This is a genomic window from Devosia honganensis (genome assembly GCF_042648785.1).
Classification (GTDB): domain Bacteria; phylum Pseudomonadota; class Alphaproteobacteria; order Rhizobiales; family Devosiaceae; genus Devosia; species Devosia honganensis.
In genome coordinates this window covers 635,586-651,938 of record NZ_JBHRYD010000001.1, presented here as the reverse complement: position 1 = coordinate 651,938, position 16,353 = coordinate 635,586, and the positions used below count along the sequence as shown (strand labels likewise).

The window sequence follows — 16,353 nt, the reverse complement described above, 5'->3', positions numbered from 1 at the left end:
CGAATCGACCCGCCGGCTGCGAATCGGAACGTAACCCATCGTTAACGCAAAAGCGCTATTTCCCCTGCTAATGGGCAAAATCCGCCCGGCGCCGGCCTGGCGCGCAAACCCCTCAAAATCCTGCGATTGCATGAGTCCCGTGAATCGTTTGAAGGGCTTTCTTAATGTTATGTATTAAGAAAATTACGGAGCATTTATATATAAATTTCAATGATTTAATATAAATTCACCTTACCGCTCTTTGCGTATTGCGGGTTCGAATTAAACTTTGTTAACTAGTTGCGCTTAGGCTTCGGTCATATCCAGTAGGGTTGGAGCGGGAAGGGCAATCTGGCCTCGCCTCCCGCGGGTTCCAGCAGGAACGAATGACAAGGGGATTATAATGCGGGTACTCCTTATTGAGGACGACAGCGCCACGGCGCAGAGCATCGAATTGATGCTCAAGTCCGAAAGTTTCAACGTCTACACCACCGATCTGGGTGAGGAAGGCGTCGATCTCGGAAAACTGTACGACTACGATATCATCCTTCTGGACCTCAACCTGCCGGACATGAGCGGCTACGAGGTGCTGCGCACGCTGCGCGTCGCCAAGGTCCAGACTCCCATCCTGATCCTGTCCGGCCTCGCCGGCATCGAGGACAAGGTGCGCGGTCTCGGCTTCGGCGCCGACGATTACATGACGAAACCCTTTCACAAGGACGAACTCGTGGCCCGCATCCACGCCATCGTCCGGCGGTCCAAGGGTCATGCCCAGTCGGTCATCTCCACCGGCGATCTCACCGTCAATCTCGACACCAAGACCGTCGAGGTGCAAAGCCAGCGCGTGCATCTGACCGGCAAGGAATACCAGATGCTGGAGCTGCTCTCGCTGCGCAAGGGCACCACCCTCACCAAGGAGATGTTCCTCAACCATCTCTATGGCGGCATGGACGAGCCGGAACTCAAGATCATCGACGTCTTCATCTGCAAGCTGCGCAAGAAGCTGTCGGTGGCCACGGGCGGCAAGAACTACATCGAGACGGTCTGGGGCCGCGGCTATGTGCTGCGCGAGCCCGAGGAGACCGAGAACGTCGCCTGACGTCCGCCTCCGGCCGAGGAATTTGGACCACCCCGCGCTGCAAGGCGCGGGGTGTTTCCGTTTCCGGTAGCAATGGTTTGGCCATATTCCCTTGCCAGACAAGCTGCGGAGGAAAAGAGCCATGAGCGAGCCGACGCAAGGCGCCCGCCGGGAAACCGATCGCGCCATCACCGCGGTGTGGCGCAGCGAGCACGCCCGGGTCATCGCCGGGCTGACGCGCATGGTCCGCGACATCTCGCTGGCCGAGGAGCTGGCGCAGGAAGCGCTGCTGGCGGCGCTGCGCGCCTGGCCCGAGACCGGCGTGCCGCGCAATCCGGGCGCCTGGCTCATGCAGGCCGGCAAGCGCAAGGCCATCGACTATTTCCGCCACCGCAAGATGGCCGCCGGCAAGCTGGCGGAAATCGGCCGCGATCTCGAGGAGGTGACAGCCGACGCCGAAACGGCCATCCACGAAGCGCTGGACGACGATGTCGGCGACGACCTCCTGCGGCTCATCTTCACCGCCTGCCATCCGGTCCTGCCGCCCGAAAGCCGGGTGGCCCTGACCTTGCGGCTGCTCGGGGGGCTGACCACCGAGGAGATCGCCCGCGCCTTTCTCGTCAACGACACCGCCATCGGCCAGCGCATCGTGCGCGCCAAGCGCGCCATCGCCGATGCGGGACTGGGTTTCGAGGTGCCGCGCGGCGCGGACCGGCAACAGCGTCTCGGCTCGGTATTGGGTGTGCTCTACCTGATTTTCAACGAAGGCTATTCGGCCACCGCCGGCCAGGACTGGATGCGTCCCCGTCTCTGCGAGGAAGCCATGCGCCTGGGGCGTATCCTGGCGGAGCTGATGCCCGACGAGCCGGAAGTGCACGGCCTGCTGGCGCTGATGGAAATCCAGCATTCGCGCGCCCCCGCCCGCACCGGAGCCCAGAGCGAGCCGGTGCCGCTGCCCGAGCAGGACCGGACGCTGTGGGACCGCCGGATGATCGCCAGCGGCCTTGCCGGACTGGCCCGCGCCTATCGCCTCGGCGGCAGCGCCGGCCCCTATACGCTCCAGGCCGCCATCGCCGCCTGCCACGCCCGTGCCGAAAAGGCCGAAGACACCGACTGGGCCCGGATCGCCACGCTTTACGGCCTGCTCAACCAGGTCGCCCCCTCGCCGGTGGTCGAGCTCAATCGCGCCGTCGCCGTGTCCATGGCCGAGGGGCCGGCCGCCGCGCTCAGCCTCATCGACGCCCTGCGCGACACCCCGGCGCTGCGCAATTATCACCTGCTCTACGGGGTACGCGGCGACCTGCTGCGCCGCCTGGGCCGCCATACGGAGGCCAATCTGGAATTCCTCAAGGCGGCCGGACTGACCCGCAACGAGCGCGAAAAAGCGTTTCTCACCAGCCGCGCCGGAGAGGAAATCTAGCGGCTTTCATTGTCAGGCGGAATCGGTGCCTTTGCTCCCCTTGAGGGGAATGATCGTTGGTGCGGGGGATAAATTGCGCCAAGAGCCTTAAATGAACTCTCCCCGCCGCCAGGGGAGGGGCCGTTGGGGAAGCGGGCCGGGTCAGCCGGCCTCCTCGTCCTCGTCGGGATCGGCGGCGGGCGGCGGGGGGGCGGTCTCGCTCACCAGGCGCACATCGGAGACGTCCTTGAGGGCGACCTTGTTCTTGCCGATGGTCAGCATCGGCTCGGAGCCGGAGAAATCCACCGCCGTGACGATGCCCACCGAGGAGGTGGAGACCGAAACCGTGTTGCCGGCCAGGTTGGTGCCCTTGATCTCGATCGTATAGACGCCGTCCGGCTTCATGCTGCCGTCCGAGCCGATGCCGTCCCAGAGGAAATTGCCCGGGCCGGCATTGAGCGAGCCGGTTTCGGTATAGACCACGCTGCCGGCGGCATTCTTGATGGTCACGGTGGCGTTGGCGACATTGGCTTCGGCGTTATAGGCCCAGAAGGCGCCGCCATCCTTGAGCTCGGCGGTCTTGCCCGAGGCCGAGACCTGCTTGCCGATATAGGAGACGGTGTCGGCGCGGAAGCTGGTCTGGGTGTTGAGCAGCAGCGCCTCGAGGAATTCGTTGGTCTTCAATTGCTGCTCGACGCCGGTGAACTGCACCAATTGCTGGGTGAACTGGTTGGTGTCCATCGGGTCGAGCGGATTCTGGTTCTTGAGCTGGGTGGTGAGGATGCTCAGGAAAGTATCGAAATTCTGCGCGATCGTGGTGCGCGACTGGGCAGTCTTGCTGCCTTGGCTGGAACCGGAAACGCCGTCGACGGCCATGGGACCTGCTCCTTACGCGATGATGTTGACGCCGCTGGCCTGCAAGGCGCCGCGGTAGAGATTGACGGTGGGGGCGGCCTCCTGCTCGGCCGGGCCCGGCTCGCCGGCGGCGGGGCCATCGGCGCCGCCCTCCCGGCCGCGCCCGAACTGGTCGCGTTGCCCGGCAAAGGGATTCTGCTTGAGTGAGAATTCGAGACTGGTCTTGCCGGCATCGAGCCCGGCCTGTTGCAGGGCACGTTCCAGCCCGCGCTGGTCGCGCTGCATCAGGTCCAACGTCTCGGATTTCTCCACCATCAGCCGGGCGCTGACCTTGCCGGCATGGTCGATGTCCAGCCGCACCTCGATACGGCCCAGCTCGGGCGGGTCGAGCCGGATCTGGAACCTGGTGCTGCCGTCCTGCACCTGCCGGGCCAGCTCGAAGGCGATCTGGGGCAGGTTGAGCTGCTGCTGGCTGGTCTGGTAGCCGGCCTGCACGATCCGCGGATTGGCGGCGGCATCCACCCGCGCCGCCTGGGCGACGGCCTGGGCATCGGCCGCGGGGGCCGGGGCGGCGGAGGCGTCGCGCGCCGCCGGCGGGGCGGATGCGGTGCGCTCGCGGGCCGGAGGCTCGGCACGCGCCGGCTTGTCGTCCCGCCCCGTCTCGGGCGTCTGAACGGGTCCGGGCGCATCCTCGGGCGCATTTTTCTCCCTGCCGGCCAGAACCGGTTCGGTGAGCTTGAGCGCGGGTGCGGCAAGGGTGGGTTCCTCCGGCACCGCGGCCATCGGCGCGGCGCTTGCGGCGAAACGGGCCAGCGCCGCCTCGATTTCGGCATCGAGGCTCTGGCCGGGCGCCATGCCCAGTGCGGCGAGCCTTTCGGCCGAAACCGGCCCGTCCTCGAGGGCTGCCAGCAGCGCGCCGAGCCGGTCGCCGAGAGTTTTGAGGAGTGCGGTTTCCTCGCCGGTCGCCGGCCGGGCGGCGTCGAGCGAGCGGGCGAGCGGATCGAGCAGGCGCATCAGCGTTCCTGCAAGGCCGGGGGCCTCCTTGTCGGTGCGCGCCAGCAGCGCGGCGAAATCGTCGGGAACCGGGAGGGCGTCGATATCGAGCCCCAGCGCCTCGGCGAGGCCGGACAGCGCCGCTTCCACCCGCGCCAGCAGTTCGGGATCGAGCGGTTCACCCCGCTCGAGGCCGGCGCGGAGCGCAGCCAGCGCGTCGACGAAATCGACCATGGGCTGCGGCTCCGGCGCGGCGGCAGGTGCGACGGGGGCAGAAAGGGCGGCGGCAAGGGGATCGGCGTCCGGGTTCCCATCGGCTCCGCCGTCCTGCCCCGGGGGGAGGACGACGCCGATATCGGCGGCTCCGCTTCCATCCTTGCCGGCGGCCATGTCCTCGATGAGGGCGGCGAACATGCCCGGGAGCGCGGCGGGCGCCTTGTCCGCCTGCTGATGGGCGGGCGGCGGCCCGCCGAAGAGACGGGCCGCGCTGCCGCTGCTGATGACTATCAAATGTGATGCCACGCCGGGCGCCCTCGACAAAGACCGATTCAAAAAGAAAGAAGCAAAAGCCTTGCCAGATTAGGATTTTCCGAAATTCCCTTTTATTTCAGTAGATTAATGCTTCCGGTCGCGCTGCGGGAGTGCTGCAGGGGCGGCTGGTCCTGCCGTGCGGGCGGCAAAAGCTGCCGGGTGAATGGACAGAGCGGGCGGGGCGGCGTAGAACGCGCCTTCATGGTTTCCGCTGGCCCTTGACCCCAACCGGATACGAAAGAGATGCTGAACTCGCTTGATATCGCCAAGCGCCCGCAGGACACGCGCGTCGTCGTCGCCATGTCCGGGGGCGTGGATTCCTCCGTCGTCGCCGGATTGCTGGCTGCCCAGGGCTATGAAGTCGTGGGGGTCACGCTGCAGCTCTACGACCATGGCGAAGCCATTCACCGCAAGGGCGCGTGCTGCGCCGGGCAGGACATTCACGATGCGCGCCGCGTCGCGGCGCGATTGGGCATTCCCCATTACGTGCTCGACTATGAGGAGCGCTTCAAGAACGCGGTGATCGAGCCTTTCGCCAATGCCTATCGGCAGGGCGAGACGCCGGTGCCCTGCATCGCCTGCAATCAGTCGGTCAAGTTCGTCGACCTGATGCAGGTGGCCCAGGACCTGGGGGCGGACGTGCTGGCGACCGGCCATTACGTGCAGACCCGGCTGGGCGAGGACGGCCGGCGCGCGCTCTATCGCCCGGTCGATGCCGACCGCGACCAGAGCTATTTCCTTTTCGCCACCACCCAGGAGCAGCTCGATTTCCTGCGCTTCCCACTGGGCGGGATGAGCAAAGCCGAAGTGCGCCAGCATGCCCGCGACATGGGCCTCGAGATCGCCGACAAGCACGACAGCCAGGACATCTGCTTCGTGCCGCAGGGCAAATATGCCGACATCATCCGCAAGATGCATCCGGAGGCGCTGGCGGGGGGCGATATCGTGCATCTGGATGGCCGCGTCCTGGGCCGGCACGAAGGCATCGTCAATTACACCATCGGCCAGCGCAAGGGCCTCGGCATCGCGGCGAGCGAACCGCTTTACGTGGTCAAGCTCGATCATCGCGGCGGCCGCGTCATCGTCGGCCCGCGCGAGGCGCTCAAGACCCACACGGTGCGGCTGCGCGACGTCAACTGGCTGGGCAGCCTGCCCCTGGCCGAGGCCAGCGCCGGCAATGGCGCGCCGGTCGAGGTCAAGGTGCGCTCGACCCGCGGTCCGCAGCCGGCGGTGGTGCAGATGCGGGACGGCGAGGTCTATGTCACCCTGGTGAGCGGCGAATACGGCATCTCGCCGGGCCAGGCCTGCGTCTTTTACGCCGACGACAGCGCCACCAGCCGCGTCCTGGGCGGCGGCTTCATCGCCGAAGCGGTGCCGCAGGCCCTGGTGGCATAGAGATCAAGCGCCGCTGCGTTCCCCTTTCCCCCTGTGGGAGCAGGCAAAGAGCCGAGGCAATGGCGAGGGACTCCTCGCCCCAGATCCCGCGCGTCACTCCCCCTGCAATTGCTCGGCCGTCGGCTCCTTGGCGGCGTTGGAGGCGTCCTTGAGCGCCTGATAGGCGCCGGGACCGCCCATGATGATGGAAAGGGAAATGACCAGCGCCAGCACCCCCATGCCCAGGATCATGATGCGGATGGGGTTGAGGCCGAAAGGAAGATTGGGCTTGTCGGTCATGCGGGGTCTCTTTGAGGGCCGAAGATTTTTCGCCGTCGCCAAAGCCGGACGCGATGGCGGGGTCTCCGGCCCAAGGATAGGCCAAAGCGGCGCCGCGCGCATGATCAAGTTATGGGGCGGAGCGCCGCACCCTGAATAAATCCGCGGTCCGGCCAAGGATCGGGCCTTCCCCGGCGTCCCATGTCCATCATCCCGTCCTTGCAGAGGATTTCGATCATGGACATCCGTATCCCCCTGGGCACTGCCGCCGTCGCGCTGCTGCTCCTGCCGCTGGGCCTGCAGCTCTACAATTCCACCACGCTGACGCCGGACCTGCCCGAGCCCCGGCAGGCCATCGCGGTGCCCGTCCCGCCCCCGGCCGAAAGCGATCGGACCCGGCAGGCCGCGCCGGTGCCCGGCCTCAGCCGCTTTCCCGCCGATATGGCGATGGAAAGCATGTCGATCCTGCCGCCCGTCCAGTTCATCGAGCCGACCGGCGACAGTTTCGCCGGCTTTGAGGAACAGCGCCAGAAAGTGGTGGCCGAGGATCCGGTCTCGACCTTCTCCATCGATGTGGACACCGCCAGCTATGCCTATGTGCGGCGCACGTTGGAGGATGGCTTCCTGCCGCAGCGCGATGCGGTGCGCGTCGAGGAGATGATCAATTATTTTCCCTATGACTATCCGGCGGCACAGAGCGCCGAGGCGCCGTTCCAGCCGATGCTGAAGGTCTATCCCACGCCCTGGAACGACAGGACGCAATTGCTCCAGATCGGCATAAGGGGCTTCGAGCCGCCGCCGGCGGATAGGAGGAGCAATCTGGTCTTTCTCATCGATACCTCCGGCTCGATGAACGCGCCGGACAAGCTGCCGCTGCTCAAGCGCGCCTTCGCCCTCCTGCTCGACCAGCTTTCGGACGACGACACCGTTTCCATCGTCACCTATGCCGGCGCCGCCGGGGTGGCGCTGGAGCCGACGCCGGCTGGCCGCAAGGCCACGATCATGGCGGCGATCGACCGCTTGCAGGCCGGGGGCTCGACGGCGGGGGCGCAGGGGATCGAGCTGGCCTACCGCCTGGCCGAGCAGGGCCGGATCGGCGAGGGCACCAATCGGGTGATCCTGGCTACGGACGGCGATTTCAACGTCGGCATCGACGATCCCGAAGCGCTTGGCCATTTCATCGCCGACAAGCGCAGGGGCGGCATCGGTCTTTCGGTGCTCGGCTTCGGGCGCGGCAATCTCGATGATGCGACCATGCAGGCGCTGGCGCAGAACGGCGACGGCAATGCCAGCTATATCGCCAGTTTCGCCGAGGCGAGGAAAGTGCTGGTGGAGGAGGTCGGCGGCACCCTCCACACCATCGCCCGCGACGTCAAGATCCAGGTCGAGTTCAACCCGGCGGCGGTGAGCGAATATCGGCTGATCGGCTACGAGACCCGCGCCCTCAACCGCGAGGATTTCAACAATGACGCGGTCGATGCCGGCGATATCGGCGCCGGCACCACTGTGACCGCGCTCTATGAGATCGTCCCGGCTGGCTCGGATGGCGGCCTGGTCGATCCCCTGCGCTACGGCGCCGAAACTCCTCGGGGCGACAGCGACGAGATCGCCTTTCTCAGGATGCGCTACAAGCTGCCCCGGGGCGATGCCAGCCAGCTCGTCGAGATGCCGGTCACGGCGGACATGGTTTATGGCGGCATCGCCGATGCGGGCCCGGATGCGCAGTTCGCCGCTTCGGTCGCCGCTTTCGGGCAGAAGCTGCGCTCCAGCGCCTATGGCGCCGGGATGGGCTGGGACGAGATCGCCGCCCTGGCCCGGGCAGGGCGGGGCGACGACCGCGGCGGCTATCGGGCGGAATTCATCCGTCTCGTCGAAACCGCGGCCCTGCTCGGGCCCGAGACGGGACCGGCGGGCTGCGGTATCGGCGGCGACGTCTGCCAATAGCCGGGCGGGTCCGGGCGGAGGAGGGCCCGGACCCGTTGGGCTCTGGAGGCGCTCAGGTTTTGAGGGAAGCGGCGACCAGCGCCCTCCCCTCAAGGGGGAGGGCTATTGCATATGGATAAATCCGCAATGCCGGCCCCTTCGCCTCCCTCCCCCCTGTGGGGAGGGATCGAGGGTGGGGGTTTCGGGATTGTCCGGGACTCCAATCAAATCATCGAGAAAATCGACGGCACGGCCCCCCACCCCTAACCCCACCCCTCAAGGGGGAGGGGAGCAAAAAGGCGCCGATTCAGCCTGACAATGAACGGCTCTAGCGCAGCGGCTTCAGCCCGGCCTCGATCTGCGCTCGCCGGTCCTCGAGGAAGGGCGGCAGCGACAGGGCCTCGCCCAGGGTTTCGAGCGGCTCGTCGGCGGTGAAGCCGGGAACGTCGGTAGCGATCTCGAACAATATGCCGTTGGGCTCGCGGAAATAGAGCGAGGTGAAATAGAACCGCTCGACCTCGCCCGAGGAGCGGATGCCGAAGCCGTGCACCCGGTCGATCCACTGGCGCAGGCTGTCCTGGTCGGGGGTGCGGAATGCCACGTGGTGCACGCCGCCGGCGCCGGGCCGGGCCCGGGGCAGGCCGGGGTCGACGTTGACGTGCAGTTCGGCGCCGGGGCCGCCCGGTCCCATCTCGTAGACGAAGACCTCGCCATTGCGTTCGCGGGCCGGGTAGTGCCGGACCTGCCGCATGTTCATCACCCGGGTCAGCACCGCGTCGGTGGGCTCGAGCCGGGGCACCGAGAGGGTGATGGGGCCCAGGCCGATGATCTGCCTGTCGGCCGGCACCGGCGACTTCTCCCAGGGAATGGCCGTATTGGCCGCATCCACCACCATGCGGAAGCGCTGGCCCTCGAAATCCTCGAAATCGAGCGACAGATGGCCGTTGCGCGACTTGATGGCGCTGGTGCTCACTTCGTGATCCTGCAGGTGCTGCTGCCACCAGGCCAGGGTTTCCTCGCTGCCCACGCGCAAGCCGGTGCGGCCCACCGTGTGGTTGCCGCGCTGCTCGCGCAGGGTCTCGAAGTCGAAAAAGGTCAGGTCGGCGCCGGGCGACGCGACGCCGTCGCCGTAAAACAGGTGATAGACGGAGGTATCGTCTTGGTTCACCGTCTTCTTGATCAGGCGCATGCCCAGTGTCTGGGTGTAGAATTCGAGATTGCGCGGCGCGTCGGCGGTCACGGCCGTCAGATGGTGGATGCCGCCAAGTTCAAGGGTCATAGCATTTCTCCTCGTGCGGCGCCGATGCGCCGGGTTCGAGTGGAATGTAGGGCGGGCCCCTAATGTTGCATAGTGCAACAACCGCAACGAACTGGTGTCGATTTTTGAACGATGCCGCCGTTGAAAACGGCAACCCGCTGCCCTCCGGGAGCATTGGATTGGTGAACGCAAGGAGCCAGGACCGTGACCGAGCAGCAAATCCGTTCCCTGTCTGAGGCGCGCCGTGCGGTGGAGGATTGCCGGCGCTGCCCGCTTTACCGGAACGCCACGCAGGCGGTGTTCGGCGAGGGGCCCGCTTATGCCAGCCTCGTCTTCGTGGGGGAGCAGCCCGGTCATGAGGAGGATCTGGCGGGGCGTCCCTTCGTCGGGCCGGCGGGGCGCCTGTTCGATCAGATTCTTGACGAGGTGGGAATAGATCGCACCGCGGTCTACGTCACCAATGCGGTCAAGCATTTCAAGTTCGTGCCGCGCGGCAAGCGGCGCCTGCATCAGCGTCCGGACGGCGACGAGATCCGGGCCTGCAAGTTCTGGCTCGATCTCGAAGTGACGTTGGTGAGCCCCAAGATCATCGTCGCCTTGGGCGCGACGGCGGCAAAAAGCCTGCTGGGCCGGGCGAGCGTCACCATCGGGCGGCTGCGCGGGGCGCCGATCGCCATGGAGGGTGGCCCGCTCCTCTTCGTCACCAACCACCCCTCATATCTGCTGCGCATTCCCGATGCCGAAGGCCGGCGGCGCGAGCGCCTGAAGTTCGAAGCCGACCTCGCCCTGGTCCGCCAGACCCTTGAGCGTTGAAAAAGTCCACCTTCGCCCACCGGCGGAGCTTGACAGCAAAGCCGCGCCAACCTTAGTAAGGCGCGCGCCGGCCATTGCCGGCAGCCCATATCGGGGCGGAGTAGCTCAGTTGGTTAGAGCAGCGGAATCATAATCCGCGTGTCGGGGGTTCAAGTCCCTCCTCCGCTACCATCAAGCTCCCCGGCAGCTGCATGTCGGGATCGAGCTTGCCAGGCGACGCGCATAGCTTGGACATTTCACCTTCGATCTCGACAAGCATTTTGGCATTTGGCTGTTCGGATGGTTGCACCGTCACGTGCCTGATAAAGGTGCGCGCAGCCTTGAGGGCGGCCGAGACCTTGCGGTCGGCAAGCGCTGCACGAAACCAGTCGGCGTCGTATCCCTTGTCCCCGAGCAGACTCTTTGCCCTGGGCAAGGCATCGAGCACGAGAGGGGCACCCTAGGTGACCGATTCATAATTTCGCAGCCATATTCGGATTGTCGTATCGTGTGGCCACGGCTCTGAAGTGTTTGAGTTTATTGAAGAAGCGCTCGACGGCGTTTCTCTGCCGGTAGACCCATGGACTGAATGGGAATGTTTTGACCCGGTTGGGCATGGCGCGGATGTTGGCTCATGCGCCGCGTTCAGCCATCGTGTTGCGTAAAGCGTCGCTGTTATAGGCGCGGTCGGCGATCAGGATGTGCCCGGCCTCGAGCGTTTCGAACATGTCGATGACCGAGCGCCCGTCATGGGCTTGCCCCTCGGTCAGCTTGATCCGGATCGGGCGGCCTTCGGGTACGCCCCCAATGTCGCCAATAGCAGACCCACTCGCCGACGCCTGTTAGGTCGGGATTGCCGTCCCTAATACCCAACCAAGTTCCACCGAGGCTTGTTGCCCACCTGGCGGCATCGACTTTCAGGACGAGGCCGCGATCAGCGTCATTTCGGTGAGCTAACCTCCAAAGCACGGATGTGTTTCGGCACTGCCGCAATGCTTGCTCCCTCGACCGAGGCGACTTGGACGTTTTCTCAATGCCACTGCGCAACTCCTCAACGGGCGGCGACCTCCTATCTCCAATACATAGATTATATGAATGAGAAATAATCAAAAGATATAGTTTGTGTAAATCCCGCTGTGTCTCCACCCTGTGGTTCGAGGATACCATTGGGCGGCGGACACCCGCACAAGTGGTGGGGGCGAAGAGCCCTCTAGGGAAAGTTGAGTGTGGTCCATTGCGCCCTCTCATCGAACGCCGTCCTTGCAGTTTGGATTGGGCTAACCGCGCGTCGCGAAATTGGCCGTGAGGACGATGAAGATGACTGAACTCGGGGAAAACCCAGGTATCAAGATGGGACTGTTTAGCGATCCAGCATCCCGTCGTGTCCTGGTCAATATTCTCCTGGTGGTTGGCCTCTACCTGGTCATCGGCCTGCTTCGCCCGGCGTTCTTATCGTCAGGTAGCTTCTGGTCGCTCTCCCAGCAGACGTCGGTGCTGCTGCTTGTGGCACTTGGTGCAACCTTCGTGGTCATGATGGGCATGATCGATCTGTCGATCGGTTCACTGGTCACGCTGTCGGCAATGGTCCTGGCGGTCAGCCATCCCATGCTGGGCGACGGAGCCGTATTGTTCGCCATTGCCGTCACCACTGCCGTCGGAGCGCTCAACGGCGTCGTCATCACCGCATTCCGACTGCCATCATTTCTAGTGACCTTGGGCAGTCTGTCCATCATCCAGGGAATTACGCTGACCATCAGCCCTAGCTATGTGCGCTTTCAGAGCGATCTCGTCGATTTTATCGCCATCCAGCGCCTGTTTGGCGTCGTGCCGGTACTGACGGTGATCGCGGTCGTCATGGCTGTGCTGTTCGTGCTCGTGGCGCGCTACTCGGTCTTTGGTCGGGGCGCCTATGCCATTGGCGGCGGCGAGAAGGTGGCCCAACTGCTTGGTCTGCCTATTCGCCGCTACAAGATTGCTGCCTTTGCGATTTCGGGTTTCACCTGCGCCATTGCTGGGGTGATCCTGGCCGGTCAGGTGGGTGCGGGCAATCCGCAGATCGGTGCCCGCTTCCTGCTTGATGCGATTGCTGCCATTGCCGTGGGTGGTACCGCGCTGAGCGGTGGCGTCGGTGGCCCGTTCGGCACGGTGATCGGTGCAGCCATCATCACGCTGATCAGCAGTGGCCTGGTCTATTTTGGCGCCGCCGAAGAGTTGCAGCTCATCGTCAAGGGCCTCGTCGTTATCCTGGCCGTCTACTTCACCATGAAGCGTGGCGCCGGACTCATCGTCAAATAGGTTCATGGGAGGAATTCATGACCAATAAATCAGTCTCCGGCATTGGCCGGGACGTTCTTCAGTCTCGCCTCGACATCATGCTGAGCCGGCGTAGCCTATTGCTCGGCGCAGGCGGCCTCGCAGCCGCAACGGCCCTGCCGGGTCTGCTCACGACAAACGCCTTCGCTCAGGACGGCTGGACGCCCGAAGACATTGCCGAGAAATTCGGTTCGGTCGAAATGGCCGATTCCTGGCACAGCCTCGTCCTTGCCATCATTGCGGATCGCGCGGCCGGTGGCGAAGCTGCAGCAAAGGCCCTCGGCCAGACCTATCGTCCGGTATCGGCAGAACTCAACCCAGGCAAGCAAGTGGCCGACATCCAGGCCATCGCCAATACCGGCGTGCCGGCCTTCAATTGCGTGCCGCTTGAGGCGCCCAATGTTGAAGCGATCTATCGCGCTGCCGCCGAGCGCGGCATACCGTTCACCGCCTCTTATAACAGCCCCGCTTGGAAAACTCCGGTCGACTACGGCCCGGAATATTCCGGCTACTTCGCCATGGATGACCGCGCTGCCGGCCGTGAAATGGCGCGTCGCCTGTTCGATCACCTCGAAGGCAAGGGGACGGTGATCTATCTCGCCGGCCTGGCGGGGGCGACGGCCAGCAACCTGCGGGGTGCCGGTATTGCCGAAGTGCTCAAGGAATATCCCAACATTATTCTGGCCACCGAGCAGAATACCGATTTCTCACAAGCCGATGCCCAGGCCAAGATGGAAAATCTTCTAGGCAGCATCTCCCAGATCGATGGTGTTCTCGCCGCGACCGACGACATCGGCATTGGTGCCTACAACGCCTTGCGCATCCGGGGCGAGAAGCGCCCGATCGTTTCGATCGATGGCGGTCAGCAGGTGTGGGAATTGATCCGCGACGGCAATTATCTCGGCTCGGTCAATGGTTTCAGCCACTGGTCCGGTGGCTACTTCCTGGTGCGGTTGTTCGACGTGCTGCATGGCTGGGTTCCCGAGCCGGCCGAGCGCATGATGTTCTGGCAGACCACCTGGGTCGACCGGAGCAATGCGGCGATCTATCTCGACGCCTTCTATAACGGGGATCTGCCTTATGACTTTGCCCGTATGTCGCGCGTGCTGCATCCCGAAGACTGGGACACCCAGCAGCAATTGACCCCCATGGACCCCAATGTGCTTTGGCAGGATGACGCCAAGCCAGATGGTTACGAACTGCCGGCCGGCTATGACGCAGCATCGATCGAAAAGATCGGCAAGCTCTATGCCGACCACTGGGTCACCCGTCAGTTCACCTGACACCCATAGTTGACGGAAGCCCGAATATGCCGACCCCAGCTTTGACACTCGAAAACATTCATAAGACATTTGGGGAGACTCAGGTCCTGCGCGGTGTCACCATGAATGTAGGTGTGGGGTCGGCGCTGGGACTGGCCGGTGAGAATGGCGCGGGCAAATCGACGCTGCTCAAGGTGGCCGCTGGTCTGGTTGCGCCCGATAGCGGTCGGATTCTCGTGCATGGCAAACCCGTCCAGATGCGCAGCTATCGCGATGCCAATGCTGCGGGCATCTTCATGGCCTTCCAGGAACAGGCTGTTCTGCCCAACCTTCATGTCTACGAAAATCTCTATTTCGGACATGAACGACGCTTTTCAGTCGCAGGCATTCTGCAGCCGGGCCGTATGATCGACCAAGCCGAACGCTTCGTGCAGGAACTCCAAATCGGTGACCTGATCGGCGTTCGCGACGATCTGGGCAGCTACCAGTTCGGGCGGCGCCAGCTGGTGGAAATCGTGCGGGCTTTCGCCATTGCCGAAGTGCTCGAGATTGAACACCCCATCCTGCTGCTCGATGAAGCCACAGCCGCTCTCAATACCGCCGAACGGCAGGTCTTGTTCAAGTTGATCCGTCGGGTCCAGGCGCGTGCGTCGATCGTTTTCGTCTCGCACCTGTCGGGCGAAGTTATCCAAACCACCGACCGCATTCTGGTTCTCAAGGATGGTCAGTCTGTCGAAGAGCGCCCATCCCAGGGCATGGAGGAAAAAGAACTTCATCGCCTGATCACCGGCCGCTCGCGGCCTGAAGCTTTCTATCTGGAAGACCGGCAGCGCCCCACCTGCGGTGAGCCGGTGCTGACGCTCGATGGTATCGCCGTCGACAGCGAAATCGCTAAGGTGGACTTCACCCTGCATGCCGGAGAAGTGCTCGGCGTTGCCGGTCTCGTCGGCTCGGGTAAGGAAGAACTCGGTCGCCTGGTCGCTGGACACGTCAGACCCACGCAGGGGGCTCTGACCTGGGCCATAGCGCCCAAGGTGGGCTACGTCCCCAAGGAACGCAAGGAAGAGGGGTTATTCCTCGACCATTCGGTCGCTTGGAATGCCACTGTCGCGGCCTTGTGGCGCGGTCATTTCAATCGAGCCGGCATTGTCGACCTCAGCGCGGAGAAGAGCGCGACATCCGGCTTGATCCGCGATCTCGATGTTCGCCCACCGCTGTCTCAAAAGCCGATCGGCCTTCTCAGTGGCGGAAACCAGCAGAAAGTGGTGATCGGACGCTGGACGCTGACCGAAACCAATGTGCTGGTTCTCGACAATCCGACCCGTGGTGTCGATGTCGGCGCCCGGCACCAGATTTACCGCCTGATCCGCGATATCTGCGATCAGGGCGTCGCCGTGCTGCTGATTTCCGATGATCTGCTGGAGCTGATCGGTTTGTCCAACCGAATCGTGACCATGCGTGACCATGAACAGATCGGCATTTTCCCCGCATTGGTAGAGGCCAAACCAACCGAGGCCGATCTGATCGCAGCATTGGCCTGACCCGGCGCTCCATAGATATCGCCTATGGGACCGTCAAAAACCGTAGTTACTAGACCAGGTTTCCGCCTGTCTTAGTTTGCCAGAGCTGTGGCAAGCCCGCAGCATGTTACGAGGAGATAGCGACGTGACAGATTTTCCGCCCATCCCGAAAGACGACACCGTTCTGGTGCTGTCCCACATGCAGAACGACTTCATCCACAAGGATGGAAAGGGCGCCCGCATTGCCCATGACCAGATGTATGGCACCGGCACTATGGACCGGATCAAGGCGCTGGTTGCTGCATGCCGCGCCGCCGGCATTCCGATTATCTATCACAATGAGACCTTTCGACCCGGCCATCCCGAACTGCGCGAAACGCGTGGCGGATACGTCCGTGGGACCGGCCGTGTGCTTGGCCTTGCCTCCGACCAGATGGCGATCCGTGGCACCTGGGGCGCCGCCATCCTCGACGACGTAGCCATGGACCCGACCCGGGACGAGTTCGCCATTGATAATGGCAAGGTGGATCCATTCACCTGCACGGAATTTGAAGTGCTGCTGCGTAACCTCAACCGCAATATTATCATGATTGCGGGTCTTGCATGCAATTTCGGTGTGGAGATGGCGGCGCGCAGCGGCAATGAGCGCGACTATGGCATCTGCGTGGTGTCGGACTGTGTTGACCGTTTCCTTGGAGACTATACCGAGCGCACACTGACCGATCTGCTGCCGCTCTATGGTCGCGTGGAAACTTCGGACGTGCTGATCCGCGAACTGGAAAGCCAATAACGAGAAT

General features: G+C 63.9%; 13 protein-coding genes, 1 tRNA gene and 2 pseudogenes. 10 read left to right on the top strand and 6 right to left on the bottom strand.

What is annotated here, in order from left to right:
* Positions 1-382 precede the first annotated feature (382 nt).
* Together ctrA and ACFOOL_RS03120 are read left to right on the top strand one after the other, a co-directional pair.
* Positions 383-1,078, top strand: a complete 696-nt coding sequence (gene ctrA, locus ACFOOL_RS03125; RefSeq protein WP_380094773.1) for a response regulator transcription factor CtrA — start codon at positions 383-385, stop codon at positions 1,076-1,078.
* Between the two features lie 121 nt (positions 1,079-1,199).
* Complete coding sequence (locus ACFOOL_RS03120) at positions 1,200-2,477, top strand: RNA polymerase sigma factor (protein WP_380094771.1); 1,278 nt, start codon at positions 1,200-1,202, stop codon at positions 2,475-2,477.
* A 141-nt stretch (positions 2,478-2,618) separates the two neighbouring features.
* On the opposite strand, the gene ACFOOL_RS03115 is transcribed toward ACFOOL_RS03120, so the two are convergent.
* Both ACFOOL_RS03115 and ACFOOL_RS03110 read right to left on the bottom strand, forming a co-directional pair.
* Positions 2,619-3,332, bottom strand: a complete 714-nt coding sequence (locus ACFOOL_RS03115; RefSeq protein WP_380094770.1) for a flagellar hook assembly protein FlgD — start codon at positions 3,330-3,332, stop codon at positions 2,619-2,621.
* A 12-nt stretch (positions 3,333-3,344) separates the two neighbouring features.
* Positions 3,345-4,826: a flagellar hook-length control protein FliK gene (locus tag ACFOOL_RS03110; RefSeq protein WP_380094768.1), complete on the bottom strand. Its 1,482-nt coding sequence runs from the start codon at positions 4,824-4,826 to the stop codon at positions 3,345-3,347.
* 252 nt (positions 4,827-5,078) lie between these two features.
* On the opposite strand from ACFOOL_RS03110, the gene mnmA reads away from it, so the two are divergent.
* Complete coding sequence (gene mnmA, locus ACFOOL_RS03105) at positions 5,079-6,230, top strand: tRNA 2-thiouridine(34) synthase MnmA (protein WP_380094766.1); 1,152 nt, start codon at positions 5,079-5,081, stop codon at positions 6,228-6,230.
* Positions 6,231-6,323: 93 nt separating this feature from the next.
* On the opposite strand, the gene ACFOOL_RS03100 is transcribed toward mnmA, so the two are convergent.
* On the bottom strand, positions 6,324-6,509 hold the full coding sequence (locus ACFOOL_RS03100; RefSeq protein ID WP_380094764.1) for a hypothetical protein: 186 nt from the start codon (positions 6,507-6,509) through the stop codon (positions 6,324-6,326).
* A gap of 216 nt (positions 6,510-6,725) precedes the next feature.
* Here ACFOOL_RS03100 and ACFOOL_RS03095 point away from each other — a divergent pair, with 216 nt between their 5' ends.
* A complete protein-coding gene (locus tag ACFOOL_RS03095; RefSeq protein ID WP_380094763.1) occupies positions 6,726-8,432 on the top strand; it encodes a vWA domain-containing protein in 1,707 nt (568 codons plus the stop codon).
* A gap of 307 nt (positions 8,433-8,739) precedes the next feature.
* Here the strand turns inward: ACFOOL_RS03095 and ACFOOL_RS03090 are convergent, their stop codons facing one another.
* A complete protein-coding gene (locus tag ACFOOL_RS03090) occupies positions 8,740-9,690 on the bottom strand; it encodes a ring-cleaving dioxygenase (protein ID WP_380094762.1) in 951 nt (316 codons plus the stop codon).
* Between the two features lie 183 nt (positions 9,691-9,873).
* Between ACFOOL_RS03090 and ACFOOL_RS03085 the strand changes: the two genes are divergently transcribed.
* Together ACFOOL_RS03085 and ACFOOL_RS03080 are read left to right on the top strand one after the other, a co-directional pair.
* On the top strand, positions 9,874-10,482 hold the full coding sequence (locus ACFOOL_RS03085; protein WP_380094760.1) for a UdgX family uracil-DNA binding protein: 609 nt from the start codon (positions 9,874-9,876) through the stop codon (positions 10,480-10,482).
* 94 nt (positions 10,483-10,576) lie between these two features.
* A tRNA-Met gene (locus ACFOOL_RS03080) sits at positions 10,577-10,653 on the top strand.
* A 178-nt stretch (positions 10,654-10,831) separates the two neighbouring features.
* On the opposite strand, the pseudogene ACFOOL_RS03075 reads toward ACFOOL_RS03080, so the two are convergent.
* Positions 10,832-10,921: pseudogene (locus ACFOOL_RS03075) on the bottom strand (IS5/IS1182 family transposase); the annotation flags it as partial.
* Between the two features lie 40 nt (positions 10,922-10,961).
* Positions 10,962-11,255, bottom strand: a pseudogene (locus ACFOOL_RS03070) (transposase); the annotation flags it as partial.
* A 523-nt stretch (positions 11,256-11,778) separates the two neighbouring features.
* Between ACFOOL_RS03070 and ACFOOL_RS03065 the strand changes: the two are divergent.
* From ACFOOL_RS03065 to ACFOOL_RS03050, 4 genes are all read left to right on the top strand, one after another.
* Positions 11,779-12,756, top strand: coding sequence for an ABC transporter permease (locus ACFOOL_RS03065; RefSeq protein ID WP_380094758.1), 978 nt, complete (start codon positions 11,779-11,781; stop codon positions 12,754-12,756).
* Between the two features lie 17 nt (positions 12,757-12,773).
* A complete protein-coding gene (locus ACFOOL_RS03060) occupies positions 12,774-14,057 on the top strand; it encodes a sugar ABC transporter substrate-binding protein (protein WP_380094755.1) in 1,284 nt (427 codons plus the stop codon).
* 26 nt (positions 14,058-14,083) lie between these two features.
* The gene (locus tag ACFOOL_RS03055) at positions 14,084-15,577 is read left to right on the top strand and encodes a sugar ABC transporter ATP-binding protein (RefSeq protein ID WP_380094753.1); all 1,494 of its coding nucleotides are present in this window, start codon (positions 14,084-14,086) and stop codon (positions 15,575-15,577) included.
* A gap of 124 nt (positions 15,578-15,701) precedes the next feature.
* On the top strand, positions 15,702-16,346 hold the full coding sequence (locus ACFOOL_RS03050) for a cysteine hydrolase family protein (RefSeq protein WP_380094750.1): 645 nt from the start codon (positions 15,702-15,704) through the stop codon (positions 16,344-16,346).
* Positions 16,347-16,353 lie beyond the last annotated feature (7 nt).